The sequence below is a fragment of the Nocardia sp. CC213A genome, assembly GCF_030766805.1.
Lineage (GTDB): Bacteria > Actinomycetota > Actinomycetes > Mycobacteriales > Mycobacteriaceae > Nocardia > Nocardia otitidiscaviarum.
This window is the reverse complement of record NZ_JASFXA010000015.1, coordinates 102,087-119,046: the sequence shown is the minus strand read 5'-3', so window position 1 is coordinate 119,046 and position 16,960 is coordinate 102,087. Positions and strand designations below refer to the sequence as shown.

Below are 16,960 nucleotides of genomic sequence, written 5' to 3'. Positions count from 1 at the left end.
CTCCTCCGATCACGGCACCGCCACCGCCTGGCCCGGCCGCCGCCGACGCGGCCGATGCACTACTTGCGGCCGTTCGTCATCACACGGGCTCGTAAACGCGGGCTGGTAAACGCGGCCCCGAGTTCGATTTGCAGTCCTGATCACCCCATCGCATTCAATCCCAATCACGTAAGGAAGTGCTGCCATGTCTGTGAACAGCTATGCCCGTCATTTGTCGTTGCAGGAGCTGGTGCCGTTGCTCCAGGAGCAGCAGGCCGCCAAGGTCGATGTCGTCGCGGCGGCGTCGGCGATTCGCGCCCGCGAGGGCATGGTCGAGTTGTTCGGTGTGGCCGCGGCGGTCGACGAGCGCGGCGTCACCGCCGTCGACGGCCTGTACCGCCCGACCAGCGCGGCGGATGGGCAGATCGCGGACAAGCTCGGTATCCCGGTGCGTTACCTGCGCCGTTTGCGTGAGCGTGACCGGTTGGATCTCTACGACGGCAACGTCAACGGCTGGCTGCACGGCCCCGTCGACGCCGAACTGCCCGAGCCCGATGACCGGTCGTTTCTGTTGCGCCTGTTCACCCCGCCCCAGTCGGGGCAGCCCGGCGTGCTGCGGGCTCTGGTGTCGGACCGGTACGGGATCATCGACAACCTCGACGTTCTGACCGCCGTGCTCGAAGGCATCCACGCCGCCGGCGCCGACACCGAGATCCGAGCCTGTGACCTGACCGACTCCACCATGCATGCCAAGGTGTATTCCCCGCAGATGTCGGCACTGGCACCGCGGTTCCTGGCCAACTACCGCAGCGCGTTCGCCAACCCCGACCTGGAGGCCGAACGCCGCCGCGTAGCAGGCGACCTCGACCGCTGGCGGCCGATCGCTGCCCGTGAGGGCAACGGATACGCGCCCGGGACCGAGCCGGTGGTGTTCGCCGGCTTCCGGTTCAGCAACGACGAAACCGGCCACCACGCGGTCCGCCTCACACCCGAACTGGTGGTGCGGATCTGCGGCAATGGCCTGACCATCCCTATGTTCGCCCACACCCACCGCCACGTCGGCGAACGCCTCGACACCGGCACGGTCTCCTGGTCGCAGGACACGTTGCGCAAAAAGCTCGCGGTCATCACCGCCGAAACCCGTGACCGCGTCGCGGAATGGTTGTCCCCCGAGTTCCTCGCCGCCCGGGTCGAGGAGTTGGAGCAGGCGGCCGGTGCCCCGGTCACACAACCGGATAGGACGAAGCAACGTCGGCCCGCACACCATCGAGCAATTCCAGTCCGACCTGGAGCGGATCGTCCGGCAGTACCCGAACCGACCCATCTACCCACTGTTCGTCGAGTTACGCGCACTCACCAACCGCGCGTTCCGGCTCATCGAAGGACGCCAACCACCCGGTAGCACACGCGAGCTGTACCTGATCGCCGGCACCCTGTGCGCGGTGCAGGCAAACGCCTGTTTCGATTTGGGCAACCTCGACGCCGCCGCAACCCAAGCACGCACCGCGCTGCTGTGCGGCAACCTCGCTGAACACAATGGATTGCGAGCGTGGGTGCTCGGCATGCAATCGCTGATCGCGTACTGGGACGGCAAATACACCGATGCGCGGGATCTGGCCGAGAAGGGATGGCAGTTCACCCCCGAGAGCGGAACCGCTCAGGTCCGTCTGGCATCGCTGGAAGCCCGCGCCCGCGCCCGCCTCAACGACCCGGCCGGAACACAGGACGCGCTGGCGCGAGCAGAATGGGCGCGCGAGCGGGTGACAGGGCGGGACTATCCTGGCGGGATGATGGAGTTCCCACAGGCAAAGCAGCTCTACTGCGCTGCGGGCGCCCACCTGTGGCTCGGCGGCGATACCCGCTACCAGCAGGCGGAGGAACTCGCCGAAGCCGCACTCCAGCTGTACGCACAGGCACCGGTCGAGGAACGACGCCTGGGTGAAATGTCGCTGACCCGACTGGATCTCGCGACCGCCCGCCTCGCCCAGCAGGACCTCGACGGGGCAGCAGAGCAGATCCACGAAGTACTGCGTGTCAGCGAGCAACGCCCCACCGATAGCGTCGGGAAGAGACTCATGCAGTTCCGCCATCAGCTCGCCCGCCCCTACTTCCAAACAGCCTCACTCGCAACCAGTCTCAGCGATCTGATCATCGACTCGGCGGCAACCTCGCCGCGCGCCATCGGTCCGGGACCGACCTCATGATCATCGGCCTACTGCACCCAGGCAACATGGGCGCTGCGGTCGGTGCGCGCCTGGTCGACGCCGGTCACCAAGTTCTGTGGTGCCCAGACGCTCGTAGCCCTGCAACCCACGACCGGGCCGCTGCTGCCGGACTAACTCCCACCCCCGACCTCGTGGACCTTCTCGCGCGTGCCGAGACAGTGATCTCGATCTGCCCGTCCTCCGCAGCGATCGAGGTAGCGGAAACTGTTGCCGTACATCGCTATCGCGGCATCTACGTCGATGCGAACGCTGTCAGTCCACAGCGAATGCAACACATTGCCGGCACGCTCACACAAGTCGGTGCAGCAGTCGTCGACGCAATAATCTCTGGACCGCCACCTCGGGACGACCTCTTCGCGAAGAAGGCGAAGATCTTCATAGCTGGCCCCGACCCGGCACGCTCGACCGTGAACCGACTCTTCGCCTCCGGAGAGCTGGAAACCGAGGAACTCAACGAGAACCCTTGGTCGGCGAGCGCTCTCAAAATGGCGATGATCTCGTTCCTCCGACCGGCCAGGATGCTCGCAGTCATCGCGAACGGGATGGCCGACCATTACGGCGTCGGTGACGCTCTCACCCGGGAGGCACAGCGAACAGGCAACCCGATGCTCGGAGATCGAGAGTTCTTCCCCGGACTCGCAGCACGCGCCTGGCGGTGGATCCCCGAAGCCCACGAGTTCGCGCATACACTCGCCGAAGCCGGATTACCCACCGACTACGCCGACGCAACAGCAAGAATGTTCGCGGCATACGTCACCGACAAGGACGACTGGGGCTTATCTCCCGCGCAAGTGATTCAACGCCTGCGGGTCGAGGTCCCGCCAGAATCTATGGGGGAAGCATACGGAACTGGCCCGGACCGAACAAACCCTGCGTAGAGCCGCAAGCCTGTTTGATTGCTGCCCGGAGCCGCCGAGTGGCCAGTGCCAGGATGCGCGGCCGGTACGTCGATACCCGCAGGACATCCCCCTCGGCGGAGGTAACACCAGCGCATCGCTATCCTTGCCCCGCATGAGCGCGGCAACTCGCGACCAGAAACCGCGGGCACGGGACCGAACGGCGCTTGTACCTCTTGGGGTGGTCCACACATCAGGCGACCGTCCGCCTCCGTCACGTCTTCATGGATATCGACGCGGCCGCGGAAGATATCGAATGATGCCCGCGATCACCGCATATCGCGACCAAGTCGATGCTGCGCGGGCTCTGCTGGACGTCACGACGATGACGATCCTCGTTCAGTCCTATGATCTCGACTACGGACACCGAATGTTCAGCAGGACGCCGATGATCTCCGGCACCGAAATCTTCGGAGTCGTCTTCGATGAGCACCACTACTTCGGGACCAGCTTCGACACAGTATGTACCCAGTCCGGGCAAGATCCTGTCGTCGTGGGGTAGCTCGCACCGATCGATGGGGGCCAGTTCCGAGACGCGCGCCAGCCGATCGGCCTCTTTGCCGTCCTGGTGCTCCGCGAGGTGGCAGACTTTGTAATTATGGTAGGTGGTGGGGAAGCAGCGGTATCCAGAGCCGGTGTGGTCGCAGCGAGGCCAATCTTCAACGTGATTCGGAAACGCATGTGGCCGGACGTCTCGAGAGCCGCACTGCAGGACGAGCTTGAGGATTTGGCGGACACCGTAGAGCACGATCAACAGCTACTGTTGGATCAGATGCTTGTCGGCCGGGGTGATCCACTGGAGTTGCGAATCAAGGTCGGGTATCACGGTGAGGCAGCGAACGCCGGATCCATAACATTGTCCGATCTCGAGGAGGACATCACCGCTGGCACCCTTCCCCGCAGGATCGTTGTCGTGGGCGAACCTGGCGCGGGCAAGACTGTAGTGGGGATCAGGCTGCTGCTGATGTGGCTGCGGCATCGGAACGCGCTGCAGTCAGACGGGCCGCGTTTCAAATCGCCGGTTCCAGTTCGTGTCGAAGCCTCGGGATGGGACGGGAACCGAGACAGAGAGTTTACGAAGTGGTTGGCCAGTCAACTGACTGACCGTTACCGCCTACACCCGCGGGTGGCTCACGCTCTGGTCGACAGTGGTCGCATCCTTCCGATTCTCGACGGAATCGACGAAATGGATTCCATTGGAGCACCACCGGAACGGGCGCTAGCAGTGTTGTCTCAACTCAACGCACCGCCATGGGATCGTCGACCGAACGTGGTCGTCTGCAGTGCGGATACGATTGCCGAAATCCAAAGCCGGTCAGGCCATGTGGGGTTACACAGCGCGACCACCTTCAGCGTGCAACCCCTCACCGATGCCGATATCAAGGACCACCTCGAACAATTCTGCGGTCGCGTGTGCATCGACCCGTCCCAGTGGTCTCCTGTGATCACCCAAGTCGCCCGCGATCCCGGCGGCCCCCTGGCGACCGCGCTGGACAACCCGTTGGCGTTGTCCCTGGCCGCTGCCGCACTCAGCCCTCATGGCGGCCGCGTCGACCCTGCCGACCTTGCGGCCCTTGACCAACCGGCCGCGATCCGCAGTGCGTTGTTCGCCGCGTTGATCCCGGCGGCCGTATCAGCCACGCCGAGCGTTGCTCGTGCACGCGGCTACACGCAGGACAGCGTCCAGGCTTGGCTGACCACGCTCGCACGCCATCTCCAGCAGCAGCAAAATAGCGGGCACGGCGGATCCGGCATAACGCTGGATCAGGTCTGGAAGCTCGCCGGCCTCGTGAAGTGCGCTGCCCTGCATACGGTCTTCGCGGCAGCGCTGGTTGCCGTTGCCATCGGTGGGTTGATCATCCTTGCCGACGACAACAAATCGGCGGGTCAGTTCGGGCTAATCCCCGTTGTTCTGGCCGCCCTCGTTAGTTCATATTTCGCTGGCTCCTACCTGCCTGCTACCGGTCTACGACCCCAGGTCCCTGGGTTACGGGGGACGTCGGAGCGCTTCGCCTGGCGGGTTCCAGGGTGCCCCAGATGGCGCCGCGGCGTGCGGGCGGGGTTGGTGGTGTTCATGGCGCTGTCGCTGATTATGAGCGTTACCGTTGCCATTGCATGGGCGGTGGCTCCTGTGCCGTTCCACGTCCTTATTCCGGTGTTGCTGTTCGTGTTCAGCGCTGTTGGCTCGCTCGGATTGGCAGCTGGACTGGTGGTGGGTCTCAGCACGACAGTCGACGAGCGTCTCACCCTCGGACAAACGGCGCGGCGAATCATTCGAGATGATATCGAGTTCGCGGTGGCGACGGGCCTACTATGTGGACTCGCTTTCGGCATCAGCGCCGGACTCGGGGTACGAGCGCTGCGACCCGACAGCAGCATCTTCGCGTCGATCAATGACGGCATGCTGGGCGCATTGCTCATCGGTTTCGTGGTCTGGTTCGTAGCGGGTCTGACCACCACCCGGCACCTCGCTGCATCTTTGGTGTTCAGACTCAATCGAACATTTCCAGCTAGACCAGCCCGATTTCTCGATTGGGCCAACAACGCCGGCCTGCTACGCGTCAATGGCACCGCCTACGAGATCCGCCACCGGACCTATCAGGAGTGGCTTCTGGACCCGACGTCGCATCCGCCGTCGGGCTCACAAGATCGTTGATTTTGCGGAAACGGTGGAGTAGCGAACGAGGGGGTCACCAAAAGATTCTTGCTTCGTTCCCGCAACCGCTCACAACGGATCCTTCTGGACCATCACAGCCCACCGTCACATCGCGTATTCTAGTGCGCCATGAACACGAGCCTCCGGCTCGTGACCCGGGTTTTCGTGTTGAGGTCCCTGCTCGGGCACGCTGCCCCTCTTCATTCGGCGTTGTCTTGCCATCGGAAGGCCCACGGTCCTGCCCTCGATCCCGCACAGCCCCCACCCTGATGCTGCCGCAGCACTTCCCGCCACACCTCACCACTGCCGATGACAGAGGGACACGACCGCCGACATACCATATGGGATGCAATGGGATATCCGGATTATTGAAATCTATTGAGCCCCATCGCGATCCACGGGGCAGGCGAGAGCCTATTATCGAAGTCACCGGGTAACTGCCGTGCAGGGCCGGAGCCCGTTCGCTGGTTGCGCATTGTGGTGAAAGCACCGATCCACGAGCGCTGTGAAGCTGCACCGAACAACCGCACCAGCTTCTTACTCTTCGCTGGAATGCCCCGATCGGCCCCTTCTAACACGTGTCGCCGCGCGGGAAGTTCCGGAATCGGGAGGAATGTATGCCTGACTACTCCCATACCCACACTACGCCTTCGGCAGACCATCCACGCCCTGATATGAACAACGACCAGGTGTGGTTGAGCACCGAAGAAGTCGCCATCCGCTTGAAGATTCCGAAGAAGACGCTCGCCGTATGGGCTGCGGCGCAACGCGGACCTCGATATGCCCGCATGGGCCGGTTCCGGCGCTATCGCCTATCCGACCTGCTCGAGTGGGAAGACCAGCAAGTCCGATGCGGGGGCGGGACGAGAGCGCCTGGTTCAAATCCAGCCCCACAATCACCCCGCCGAAACCGGCGGTAGCGAATGTTGGGCAAACACAGATCATCTTGTGCTGCCCTGCAGCAGCAGGGCACCGTGGTCGCCGCAAGTCCTTTGGGCTGAGGGGGTCTCAGCTCATCGAGATCGAAGGAGGAACATGGCCCACATCCAGAAGCGCAAGCGAGGAAAATCGACGAGCTACGTCGTCCGCTGGACCGAACCCGACGGCACCGAACGCTCGGAGTCGTTCACCAAGCTCGGACGCTACGACTTCCCCGGCACCGCCGAGCACTACAAGCATCAGCTGGAGACGAACCTCGGTCACGGCACCTATGTCAATCCCGATATGGCGAAGACACTCCTTCGCATCGAGGTCGACAAATGGGTCGAGCGGGCCCACACCGAAACGACGCGCTACCAACGCCGGAACTTCGCGAAGAATCTCGGACGACTGGGCGGCATGCCCATTGGCGCGATCCGGCCGTCGGATATCCGGGACTGGCTCGACCAACTTCAGCGCGGACGCCCGTGGAAGAACGGCAAGCCGTTGGGCGAGAACTCGGTAGGGCTGCATTTCCAGTTTCTGCGCACGGTCCTCAATATCGCTATCGATGACGGAATCCTGACCGTGAACCCGTGCAAGAAAGTCAAAATGCGCAGCCGGCCCGACGGAACGAAATCCGTGACCCAGTTGCTCACCGTCGACCAAGTGTGGGCGCTCATCAGCAAGACGAACAAGCAGACCGGATGCATGATGCTGATCTCTGCACAAACCGGTTTACGCCCCAGCGAAGTCGCCGGATTGCGCGTGTGCGATGTCGATTTCCTTCGCCGCGAGATCCACGTCGCGCAGCAAGCCAACCACTTTCGCGGGAGACCTCCGACTGCACGGCTGAAGACCCGAACGAGCAAGCGGACGGTTCCACTCCCCGCGGACGCGCACGAGGCGCTCAGCGCCTTCCTGGCCGCCGCGAAACGAGAGCGCCACGACCTGGTATTCAGAACCAAGGCCGGAAATCCGTGGTGCGCGGATGGAATGGGGGAACGCTTCCGCGCGGTCGCCAAGCAAGCGAAGGTGCCGGATCACTTCACCTGGCACGATCTGCGCCACTTCTACGCGTCGGCGCTCATCCAGAATGGCGCCTCGGTTAAGACCGTCCAGGTCCGATTGGGTCACGCCGATGCCGAAACGACATTGAAGGTCTACACCCATCTGTGGCCCGATCAGGATGCCCACACGCGGGCCGCGATCGAGTCCCTCTTCGCCCGACCCGAAGGGGATACCCCCGAGGAGTACCCCCTTGGAAACGAAGCAGTTTCAAAGCTGAGACGGGACGCAGACGGGACAGCGGCCGCCTCCTGAGTTGAAAAACCGCCTCTGATCAGGCCAGTTTCAAGCTCCGCCCGATGATCTCCTTCATGATCTCCGTGGTCCCGCCGTAGATGGACTGCACGCGAGCGTCCATGTACGCCTTGGCGATCGGATACTCACGCATATAGCCGTAACCACCGTGCAGTTGCAGGCACTTGGTGATGAGGTCGATCTGTTCCTCGGTGCTCCACCACTTGGCCTTGGCGGCGTCCTCGGGGGACAGCTTCTCCTGGTTGAGCAGGGCGATGCAGTGGTCGACGAAGACGCGGACGGCGGTGGTCTTGGTGGCGAGTTCGGCGAGGACGAAGCGGGTGTTCTGCTGTGCGCCGATGGGTTTGCCGAAGGCCTTGCGGTCGCGGACGTACTGGCAGGTCAGGTCCAGGCAGGATTCCATGGCGGCGGCGGCCATGACGGCGATGGACAGGCGCTCCTGCGGGAGGTTCTGCATCAGGTGGATGAAGCCCATGCCCTCGGTGCCGAGCAGGTTCTTGCCGGGGACGCGGACATTGTCGAAGGAGAGTTCGGCGGTGTCCTGCGCCTTGAGGCCGATCTTGTCAAGATTGCGGCCGCGGGTGAAACCGGGCATGTCGCGCTCGACCACGAGCAGGGAGAAGCCCATCGCGCCCTTCTCGGGATCGGTCTGGGCGACCACGATCACGATGTCGGAGTTGATGCCGTTGGTGATGAAGGTCTTGGAGCCGTTGAGGATCCAGTCGTCACCGTCTTTGACCGCGCGGGTCTTGATGCCCTGCAGGTCCGATCCGGTGCCGGGCTCGGTCATGGCGATGGCGGTGATGATCTCGCCGGTGCAGAAGCCGGGCAGCCAGCGCGCCTTCTGCTCATCATCGGCCAGCTCCAGCAGGTACGGCGCGATGACGTCGTTGTGCAGCCCGAAACCCAGGCCCGAGTACATGCCCTTGGTGGTTTCCTCGGTGACGATGGCGTTGTAGCGGAAGTCCTTCACACCGCCGCCGCCGAACTCCTCCGGCACCGCCATGCCGAGGAAGCCCTGCTTGCCCGCCTCCAGCCACACCGCGCGATCGACGATGCCCGCCTCTTCCCACCGCTCGTGGTTCGGGGCGACGTGCTGATCCAGAAACTTGCGGAAGGACTCCCGGAACAGCTCGTGTTCGGGTTCGAAAAGGGTGCGCTCCACGCCGACCTCCTATGTGACCACAGCGGCACTGATGCCTACGTCACATACGGTACACGGATGTCGAATCACCGTTTACTTCCGACCTCGAAAAAGTGGGCGGAACTGCGGCTGTATCGCGAACAGCCGCAGATCGCACCAGACGAACGACCGTAAACCTGACCACTCGGTCAGGGGCGCTCCACCGCCTGCATCACCCGGCCCAGCAGGCTGCGACCGCGATCGGCGTCACGCTGGGCGAGCAGGAAGCGGATCTCCTCCTCGAGCGCCTTGCGCACCACACCCTGCAATTCGTGCGCCGCGTCCACCGGATCGGAGGCATCGGCCCACGCACTGGTGTCGATGGGATCGCCGAGGGAGAAGTAGAAGCGCTCGGGCTTGGGCAGCAGGGTCGGCCCGAGCCCGCGAATGAGCGGCGGGGTGAGGCTGGCGCGCAGGCCAAGCGCTTCCACCAGACCACGCACCGGACGCATGGCCGGATGCGCGCCGTCGAAGACCACGTCGTACACGTCGTCACCGCCGATCATGCCCATGGGCACGATGGGCGCCCCCGCCTCGATGGCCATCCGCGCGAACCCGGTACGGCCCGTCCAGTTCAGGACGTACTTCTCCTGCTTGCCGCTCATGGCCTCCCGGCCCCCGCCCGGGAATACCGCGACGATCTCCCCCTGCCGCAGCAGCGTGGTGCAGTTGTGCCGGTTGCCGCGCACCACCCCGAGGTGGTGCAGCACATCGCGCAGCCCCGGCACGTCGATGAGCACGTTCTCGGCCAGCCCCCGCGCCAGCCGTCCGGTGCGGCGCAGGATCTCGTGCGCCAGCATGGGCGCGTCCAGGCCGCCGGTGAGAGTGTGGTTGCCGACCAGCAGCACCGGCCCGTCGGTCGGCAGCCGATCCAGTCCGTAGAACCGCGGACTGAACCAGGCCCGACCCGGTACCGCCAGCACATCCAGCAGGCGGCGATCGAGGTCGGACAGCTCCACATGCAGCGGCGCACCGTCGGTGAGCGCCGGGCGATCGGTCTTATCGGATAAATACGTGACTCGGTCGGACACGAAATTCCCTCCCTGCAGAAAATTCGATTACGTCATGGTAACGAAAACCACTGCAAGGCACCGATTGTGGACGTCACACCGCGAACGTGACTCAGCTCACCCGGCGTGCGCGAATTCGGTGAGCGCCGCGGCCAGCGCCCGCGGCACCCGCGCCCGCAGCCGGGTGCCGGATTCCTCGTGTTCCTCACTGAGGATGCGGCCGTCCGCGTGTACCCGCGACAGCAGATCGCCACGCGAATACGGCAGCAGCACACCGACTTCCACATCCAGGCCACCGAGAATCTCGGCCAGCCGGTCCCGCAGGTCGGTCAGGCCCGCACCGGTGCGCGCGGAGACGAACACCGCCTCGGGCATGGCCGCCCGCAGCTGGGTCAGCTGCATCGGATCCAGTGCGTCGATCTTGTTGACCACCAGCAGTTCCCGCGGGGCCGGGATATCCGACTCGCGCAGCACCTCGGTGACGACCTCGCGCACCGCCTTGATCTGCTGATCGGGCAGCGGATCGGAACCGTCCACCACGTGCAGCAGCAGATCCGCGCCGGTCACCTCCTCCAGGGTGGAGCGGAACGCCTCGACCAGCTGGGTCGGCAGATGCCGGACGAAACCGACGGTATCGGTGAACACCACCTCGCGACCGTCCTCCAGGGCGGCACGGCGGGTGGTGGGGTCCAGGGTGGCGAACAGCGCGTCCTGCACCAGGATTCCGGCGCCGGTGAGCGCGTTCATCAGGCTCGACTTACCGGCATTGGTGTAGCCGACAATGGCGACCTGCGGAATACCGCTCGACGTGCGCTTGGAACGCTTGGTGTCACGGGCGGTCTTCATCTCGCGGATCTCACGGCGCAGCTTGGCCATGCGTTCGCGAATCCGGCGGCGGTCGGTCTCGATCTTCGTCTCACCGGGACCGCGCAGACCCACGCCGCCATTGCTGCCCGCGCGACCACCGGCCTGCCGGGACATGGACTCACCCCAGCCGCGCAGCCGCGGCAGCATGTATTCCATCTGGGCCAGCGAGACCTGCGCCTTACCCTCCCGCGAGGTGGCGTGCTGGGCGAAGATGTCCAGGATCAGGGCGGTCCGGTCGATCACCTTGACCTTGACGACCTTCTCCAGCGCGGTCAGCTGGGCGGGGGTCAGTTCACCGTCGCAGATCACGGTGTCCGCGCCGGTGTCGAGCACGACGGCGCGCAGTTCCTCGGCCTTGCCGGAGCCGATGTAGGTGGCCGGATCCGGCTTGTCGCGGCGCTGGATCAGCGCGTCGAGCACCTCGGAACCGGCTGTTTCGGCGAGCGCGGCCAACTCGGCCATGCTGGCCTCGGCCTGCGTCGCCGTACCCTCGGTCCAGACGCCGACCAGCACCACGCGCTCCAGGCGCAGCTGGCGGTACTCGACCTCGGTGATATCGGTGAGTTCGGTGGACAGCCCGGCCACGCGGCGCAACGCGCTGCGATCCTCGAGCTGCAGCTCACCGACGGTGGGATCGGTGGACCAGCCGTTACCGGTGGTCTCGGCGATCTCGTCGGCGATCTCCTCGGCGGGAGTGAACTCGTACGTTTCTTGTTTGCTCATACACCTCCATGGTCCCACGAAGGAACAAGAAGGCGCATTCGGTTATTTCACGCGCGTCGCGCTCAGAGTTCCTGCCACCACTTGGCCGACAGGCGACCGGTCGCCACGAGGACCGAGGGGCCGCGCAGGGTGGCGGTGCCGTGGTCGATGGTGACGGTGACCTCGCCGCCCGGGACGCGGACGCGCACCTCGCCGGATGCGGTGTCGATGTCGACGCCCGCGCGGACCAGGGCGGCGGCCGCGGTGGCGACGGTTCCGGTGCCGCAGGAACGGGTTTCGCCGACGCCGCGTTCGTAGACGCGCATGTCCACCGCGCCGTCGTGCAGCGGGGTGAGGATTTCGACGTTGACGCCGTTCGGGAAGACGGTGCGGTCGAAGGTGGGGGCGGCGGTGAGATCGAGGGCGGCCAGGTCGGCGGCGGTGAGCGTCGGGTCGACGCAGGCCAGGTGGGGGTTGCCCACGTCGATGCCGAGGCCGGTGAAGCTGCGGCCGGACAGCGTGGCGGTGGAGGTGCCGAGTTGGCGCACGTGGCCCATGGCGACAGTGACCTCGCCATGCACGGCGTCGGCGTGGTGGACCACGACGGGCCGGGCTCCGGCGCGGCTGCCGACCACGAACTCGTCGCGGCTCTCCATGCCGGTGGCGGCGAGGTAGTGGGCGAAGACGCGGACCCCGTTGCCGCACATCTCGGCGATGGAGCCGTCGGCATTGCGGTAGTCCATGAACCAGTCGGCGGCGGCCACCCCCTCGGGGAGCGCGGCCAGCACGCCGGTGTCGACGAGCGCGCCCGCACGCGCCACCCGCAGCACCCCGTCCGCGCCGAGTCCGCGCTGCCGGTCGCACAGCGCCGCGACGCGGGATTCGGTCAGCTCCAGCCACGCGTCCGGATCGGGCAGCACGACGAAATCGTTCTGGGTGCCGTGTCCCTTGCTGAATTCGATCCCGGCGTTCTCGATCATCCCAGCGCTCTCGCTCATAGTCCTCACCGCAACGCCCGGCGCTGCCGGGAAATTTCGTACAGGGCCACCGCCGCGGCGGACGGCGCGCCGAGCGTCCCGTGGGTCGGGATGCTCACCAGCTCGTCGCACACCGGCGCCCAGGCCGAGCCGAGGGTGTCCCGCTCGTCGCCGAGCACCAGGATGGTCGCTCCGCCGAAGTCGAGTTCGTCGAGCGCCATCCCGCCGCGATCGTCGCTGCCGACGATACGGGGGTCGAGTCCGCGCGCCTCCAGGGCGTCCCGGAAGGCGAGCACCCGTTCGGGGCCGGGCACCCGGAAGACCGGCACCGCGAACAGCGCCCCGTCGGAGGCGCGCACCGCCTGCGGATCGAAATGGTCCGCGCCGGAACCGGTCACGATCACCCCGGCGGCCCCGTAGGCGGCGGCGGACCGCAGCAGCGCCCCCAGGCGCAGCGCCGAGGACGGCCGGTCGATGACCACCACCACGGGCGGGTCCGCGACCGATCCGGGTGCGAAGTCCTCGAGTTCGGTGTGCCGCGACACCGCGACCGCGACCAGTTCGGGTACCGACTCCGCGGGTTCGGCGAGTTCGGCCATGAGTTCGGGCACCAGGCCGACGCTCGGTACCCCGCTGCTGTCGATGACCTGCCGCGCCCACACCGACGGCTCGGGCGTACCGAGCCGGTACACCAGCGTTTCGAGCGGCCAATCGGTTTCGAGAGCGCGCGCGATGGCCCGCTGCCCGAGTACGAGAAAGCGTCCATCGCGCGCCCGTTTGGTCCGATTGTTCAGATATGCCTGCCACACCTGAACCGAGGCGTTACGGGTGCTGCCGCGCTGCGTCACTACCGAACTCGTTCCTGTTCCTCGAGGAGGGCCAACGTCGTGGCGACCAGATCCGGATCCGCGCCGTCGACCCAGCGCACCCGGGGGTCCCGCCGGAACCACGAGCGCTGCCGTCGAACGTAGCGCCGGGTACCGATGAAGGTGCGCTCCTGTGCGTGTTTCAGGTCGTATTCGTTGTCGAGGTACGCGAGGACTTGTGCGTATCCGATCGCGCGCCGCGCCGTAACCCCTTCGCGCAGACCGCGATCGAGCAGCCCGATCACCTCCTCGACGAGACCCTGCTCGAACATGCGGGCGGTGCGCAGCTCGATGCGGGCGTCGAGTTCGGCGGTCTCCCGGTCGACACCGATGACGGTTGTGCCCCAGCGGGGTTCGCCGATCTTCGGCTGGGAGGCCGCGAACGGCTGCCCGGTCAGCTCCACCACCTCGAGCGCGCGCACCATGCGGCGACCGTCGGTGGGCAGGATGGTGGCCGCCGCCACCGGATCGGTAGCCCGCAGCGCCTCGTGCACCGCGCCGAGGCCCTCCTCCTCGAGAACCCGCTCCCACCTGGCGCGAACCTCCGGATCGGTCGCCGGGAAGTCCCAATCGTCCAGTAGCGCCTGCACGTACATCATGGAGCCGCCCACGATCACCGGAACGTGCCCGCGCGCCATGATCGCCTCCACATCGGCCCGGGCGGCGGTCTGGTAGGCGGCGACGGTGGCGTACTCGGTCACGTCGAGCACATCGAGCTGATGGTGCGGAATGCCGCGCCGCTGCGCGACGGGCAGTTTGGCGGTGCCGATATCCATACCGCGGTACAGCTGCATGGCGTCGATGTTCACGATCTCGCCGCCGAGGCGCTGCGCCAGCTCCAGGGCCAGATCCGACTTTCCGGTGGCGGTCGGGCCGACGACGGCGACGGGGCGGATCACCGCTCGCCCCCGGGCCGCCAGACGCTGACGTGATAGCCGACGCCGAACGGCGCCGCGCGGTAGCGGGTCTCGACCCGCGGGCGGCTCGCGTCGTCCACGAACAGCCCCGCGAGCGCCTGGAACACCGGTCTGCCCGCCACCGACAGGTCGGCGCACAGCGACGCGTCCAGGGCGGCCAGGCCGTCCCGGTCCCCCGCCGTGAGCGCGCGGTCGAGATCGGCCTGGAACGCTTCGGCGCGCGGATCGAGGTAGCGGGGCGCGGCGGTGGTCAGGGTTGCCGCACCGTCGCCGACCACCAGCACGCCGACGGGTCCGGGGTCGGCGTCGAGTTCGGCGCGCAGCTCGCGGCCGACGTTCAGGGCCCGCGCGCCGGGAGTGTCGGCGGCCAGCAGCCGGGCTTCGGCGCTGGTGTCCGGGGCGGTCCGGGCGCGCAGCCAGCCACCGATCAGCACCGGCAGCGGCAAACCCGGATCGGCGGCCGTATCGGCGGTCAGCGCGGCGGCCGAGAGGCCCGCCCGGACATCGACGCCGAATCCGCGGAACGTGCCCACCGCCGTCGAGGCTACTTGTCGGTCGGTTTCCGAAACCCCGATGACGATCCACCGCACCGCCGACCGGGCCAGCTCCCGCACCGCATCCAGCGTGGCCTCCCGCAGCGCCGTCACCTCGCCACCGTCCGCCACACCCGCGGCACCGCCCAATTCGGGTACGAGCACGGGCGGCGAAGGGACCAGGGCCGCAACACTGAACACGCCGTCAACCGTAGCGCCAACCCGCCACACCAGCCCCACCCCGTCCGCGCCGCCGCGCGGTGACGCGGCCCGCAAACGCAGCATTTCGCCACCCAGCCTGGTTGAATGGGGTCAAGCTAGATGGGATGACCAGGGCGTAACCAGGCAGCCGTGACGCGCGGCAGGGACGAGGAGCAATGACCGACAACAACGGAAACGACAAAGCTACCCACCCGGAGTCGACCACGACGCCCCAGCCTGGCGCGGCCGCCGCCGAACGACCGTCACCAGCGGCCGAGGCCGCCGGCAATCGGCCCCGCAAACCCGGTGCCCGCAGCTCTGATACCCCCAAACCCCATGCGGTCAAACCCGCGCCCGGCCCGGCGCACACCCCCCACCCGCATGCGGTGGTGGTGCCGACCGTCAGCGATCCCAGCCAGTGGGGCCGCGTGGACGAGGACGGCACCGCCTGGGTGAAGACCGCCGACGGCGAGCGGGTGGTGGGCTCCTGGCAGGCCGGTGACGCCGCCGAGGGTCTGGCCCACTTCGGCCGCCGCTTCGACAACCTCGCCACCGACGTGGTGCTGCTCGAGGAACGGCTCGCCGCCGGAGCCGACGCCCGCAAGATCAAAGCCGATGCCGCCGCGCTTGCCGAATCGTTGCCGACCGCCGCCGTGATCGGCGATATCGACGGTCTGGCCCGACGGTTGCAGGTCATTATCGAACACTCCGACGAGGCGGCCGCGCACGCCAAGGAGGAGAAGGAGCGCACCCGGCACGAGCACACCGAACGCAAGGAGGCGCTCGCCGCCGAGGCCGAGCAGATCGCCGCCGAATCCACCCAGTGGAAGGCCGCGGGCGACCGGCTGCGCGAGATCCTGGAGGAGTGGAAGACCATTCGCGGCGTGGACCGCAAGGTCGACGACGCACTGTGGCGACGCTTCTCCAAGGCGCGCGAGGCGTTCAACCGCCGCCGCGGCGCGCACTTCGCCGAACTGGACCGGGAGCGGGCCGCCGCCAAGACCCGCAAGGAAGAGCTGTGCGTGCGCGCCGAGGAGCTGTCCTCCTCGACCGACTGGGTGGGCACCGCCTCGGTGTTCCGTGACCTGCTCACCGAATGGAAGGCCGCGGGCCGCGCCCCGCGCGAGGCCGACGAGCAGCTGTGGCGGCGGTTCAAGGCCGCCCAGGACGTCTTCTTCGCCGCCCGCAACGCGGCCGCCTCCGAACGCGACGCGGAATTCGAGCAGAACGCCGCCGCCAAGGAGGAACTGCTGAAGCAGTACGAGCACATCGATCCGGAGTCCGGACTCGACGCCGCCCGCGCCGCCCTGCGCGACCTGCAGGAGAAGTGGGACGCCATCGGCAAGGTGCCGCGCGAGCGCATCCACGAACTCGAGGGCCGCCTGCGCGCCATCGAGAAGAAGGTGCGCGAAGCGGTGGACGCCCAGTGGCGGCGCACCGACCCGGAGGCCATGGCGCGCGCCGCCCAATTCCGCGAACGCGTCGCCCAATTCGAGGAGCAGGCCGCCAAGGCGCAGGCCGCGGGCAAGACCCGGGACGCGGAGAAGGCCCTGGAACAGGCCAAGCAGTGGCGGGAATGGGCGGAAGCCGCCGAGGGCGCGGTCAGCCAGCGCTGACGAGGGGTCGGGCGGAGCGGACCGCGCCGCCGGCTACTCGAGGCCCTGAGCGGCTTTGAGCCGTTGATCGAACACAGCGATCGTGTCGTCG

At 66.7% G+C, this 16,960-nt stretch carries 15 protein-coding genes; 8 read left to right on the top strand and 7 right to left on the bottom strand.

The window, feature by feature from the left end; all coding sequences use genetic code 11:
- The first annotated feature begins 184 nt into the window (after positions 1-184).
- The 7 genes from QJS31_RS25455 (at position 185) to QJS31_RS25425 (ending at position 7,997) form a co-directional block, all read left to right on the top strand.
- On the top strand, positions 185-1,381 hold the full coding sequence (locus tag QJS31_RS25455) for a hypothetical protein (protein ID WP_306357887.1): 1,197 nt from the start codon (positions 185-187) through the stop codon (positions 1,379-1,381).
- A 40-nt stretch (positions 1,382-1,421) separates the two neighbouring features.
- The gene (locus QJS31_RS25450; protein WP_306357886.1) at positions 1,422-2,183 is read left to right on the top strand and encodes a hypothetical protein; all 762 of its coding nucleotides are present in this window, start codon (positions 1,422-1,424) and stop codon (positions 2,181-2,183) included.
- Complete coding sequence (locus QJS31_RS25445) at positions 2,180-3,082, top strand: NAD(P)-dependent oxidoreductase (RefSeq protein WP_306357885.1); 903 nt, start codon at positions 2,180-2,182, stop codon at positions 3,080-3,082. The genes QJS31_RS25450 and QJS31_RS25445 overlap by 4 nt, the downstream gene beginning before the upstream one ends.
- A gap of 274 nt (positions 3,083-3,356) precedes the next feature.
- Positions 3,357-3,602, top strand: a complete 246-nt coding sequence (locus tag QJS31_RS25440; protein WP_306357884.1) for a hypothetical protein — start codon at positions 3,357-3,359, stop codon at positions 3,600-3,602.
- A gap of 162 nt (positions 3,603-3,764) precedes the next feature.
- Positions 3,765-5,756 carry an NACHT domain-containing protein gene (locus QJS31_RS25435; RefSeq protein ID WP_306357883.1) on the top strand — a complete coding sequence of 664 codons (1,992 nt, stop codon included), beginning with the start codon at positions 3,765-3,767 and terminating at the stop codon, positions 5,754-5,756.
- 617 nt (positions 5,757-6,373) lie between these two features.
- Positions 6,374-6,676, top strand: coding sequence for a helix-turn-helix domain-containing protein (locus QJS31_RS25430; RefSeq protein WP_306357882.1), 303 nt, complete (start codon positions 6,374-6,376; stop codon positions 6,674-6,676).
- A gap of 115 nt (positions 6,677-6,791) precedes the next feature.
- Positions 6,792-7,997 carry a tyrosine-type recombinase/integrase gene (locus QJS31_RS25425; RefSeq protein WP_306357881.1) on the top strand — a complete coding sequence of 402 codons (1,206 nt, stop codon included), beginning with the start codon at positions 6,792-6,794 and terminating at the stop codon, positions 7,995-7,997.
- A gap of 19 nt (positions 7,998-8,016) precedes the next feature.
- Here the strand turns inward: QJS31_RS25425 and QJS31_RS25420 are convergent, their stop codons facing one another.
- From QJS31_RS25420 to QJS31_RS25390, 7 genes are all read right to left on the bottom strand, one after another.
- Complete coding sequence (locus tag QJS31_RS25420; RefSeq protein ID WP_282780883.1) at positions 8,017-9,162, bottom strand: acyl-CoA dehydrogenase family protein; 1,146 nt, start codon at positions 9,160-9,162, stop codon at positions 8,017-8,019.
- Between the two features lie 167 nt (positions 9,163-9,329).
- Positions 9,330-10,211, bottom strand: a complete 882-nt coding sequence (locus QJS31_RS25415; protein WP_282780885.1) for a lysophospholipid acyltransferase family protein — start codon at positions 10,209-10,211, stop codon at positions 9,330-9,332.
- 96 nt (positions 10,212-10,307) lie between these two features.
- Complete coding sequence (hflX, locus tag QJS31_RS25410) at positions 10,308-11,780, bottom strand: GTPase HflX (RefSeq protein ID WP_282780887.1); 1,473 nt, start codon at positions 11,778-11,780, stop codon at positions 10,308-10,310.
- A 62-nt stretch (positions 11,781-11,842) separates the two neighbouring features.
- Positions 11,843-12,721: a diaminopimelate epimerase gene (gene dapF / locus QJS31_RS25405; protein WP_306357960.1), complete on the bottom strand. Its 879-nt coding sequence runs from the start codon at positions 12,719-12,721 to the stop codon at positions 11,843-11,845.
- 41 nt (positions 12,722-12,762) lie between these two features.
- Complete coding sequence (locus QJS31_RS25400; RefSeq protein WP_282780888.1) at positions 12,763-13,584, bottom strand: RNA methyltransferase; 822 nt, start codon at positions 13,582-13,584, stop codon at positions 12,763-12,765.
- A complete protein-coding gene (gene miaA / locus QJS31_RS25395; RefSeq protein ID WP_306357880.1) occupies positions 13,584-14,501 on the bottom strand; it encodes a tRNA (adenosine(37)-N6)-dimethylallyltransferase MiaA in 918 nt (305 codons plus the stop codon). Before miaA ends, QJS31_RS25400 begins: the two co-directional genes overlap by 1 nt.
- Positions 14,498-15,253 carry a hypothetical protein gene (locus tag QJS31_RS25390; protein ID WP_306357879.1) on the bottom strand — a complete coding sequence of 252 codons (756 nt, stop codon included), beginning with the start codon at positions 15,251-15,253 and terminating at the stop codon, positions 14,498-14,500. The genes miaA and QJS31_RS25390 overlap by 4 nt, the downstream gene beginning before the upstream one ends.
- A gap of 176 nt (positions 15,254-15,429) precedes the next feature.
- Here QJS31_RS25390 and QJS31_RS25385 point away from each other — a divergent pair, with 176 nt between their 5' ends.
- Positions 15,430-16,869, top strand: a complete 1,440-nt coding sequence (locus tag QJS31_RS25385) for a DUF349 domain-containing protein (protein ID WP_306357878.1) — start codon at positions 15,430-15,432, stop codon at positions 16,867-16,869.
- The last annotated feature ends 91 nt before the right edge of the window (positions 16,870-16,960 follow it).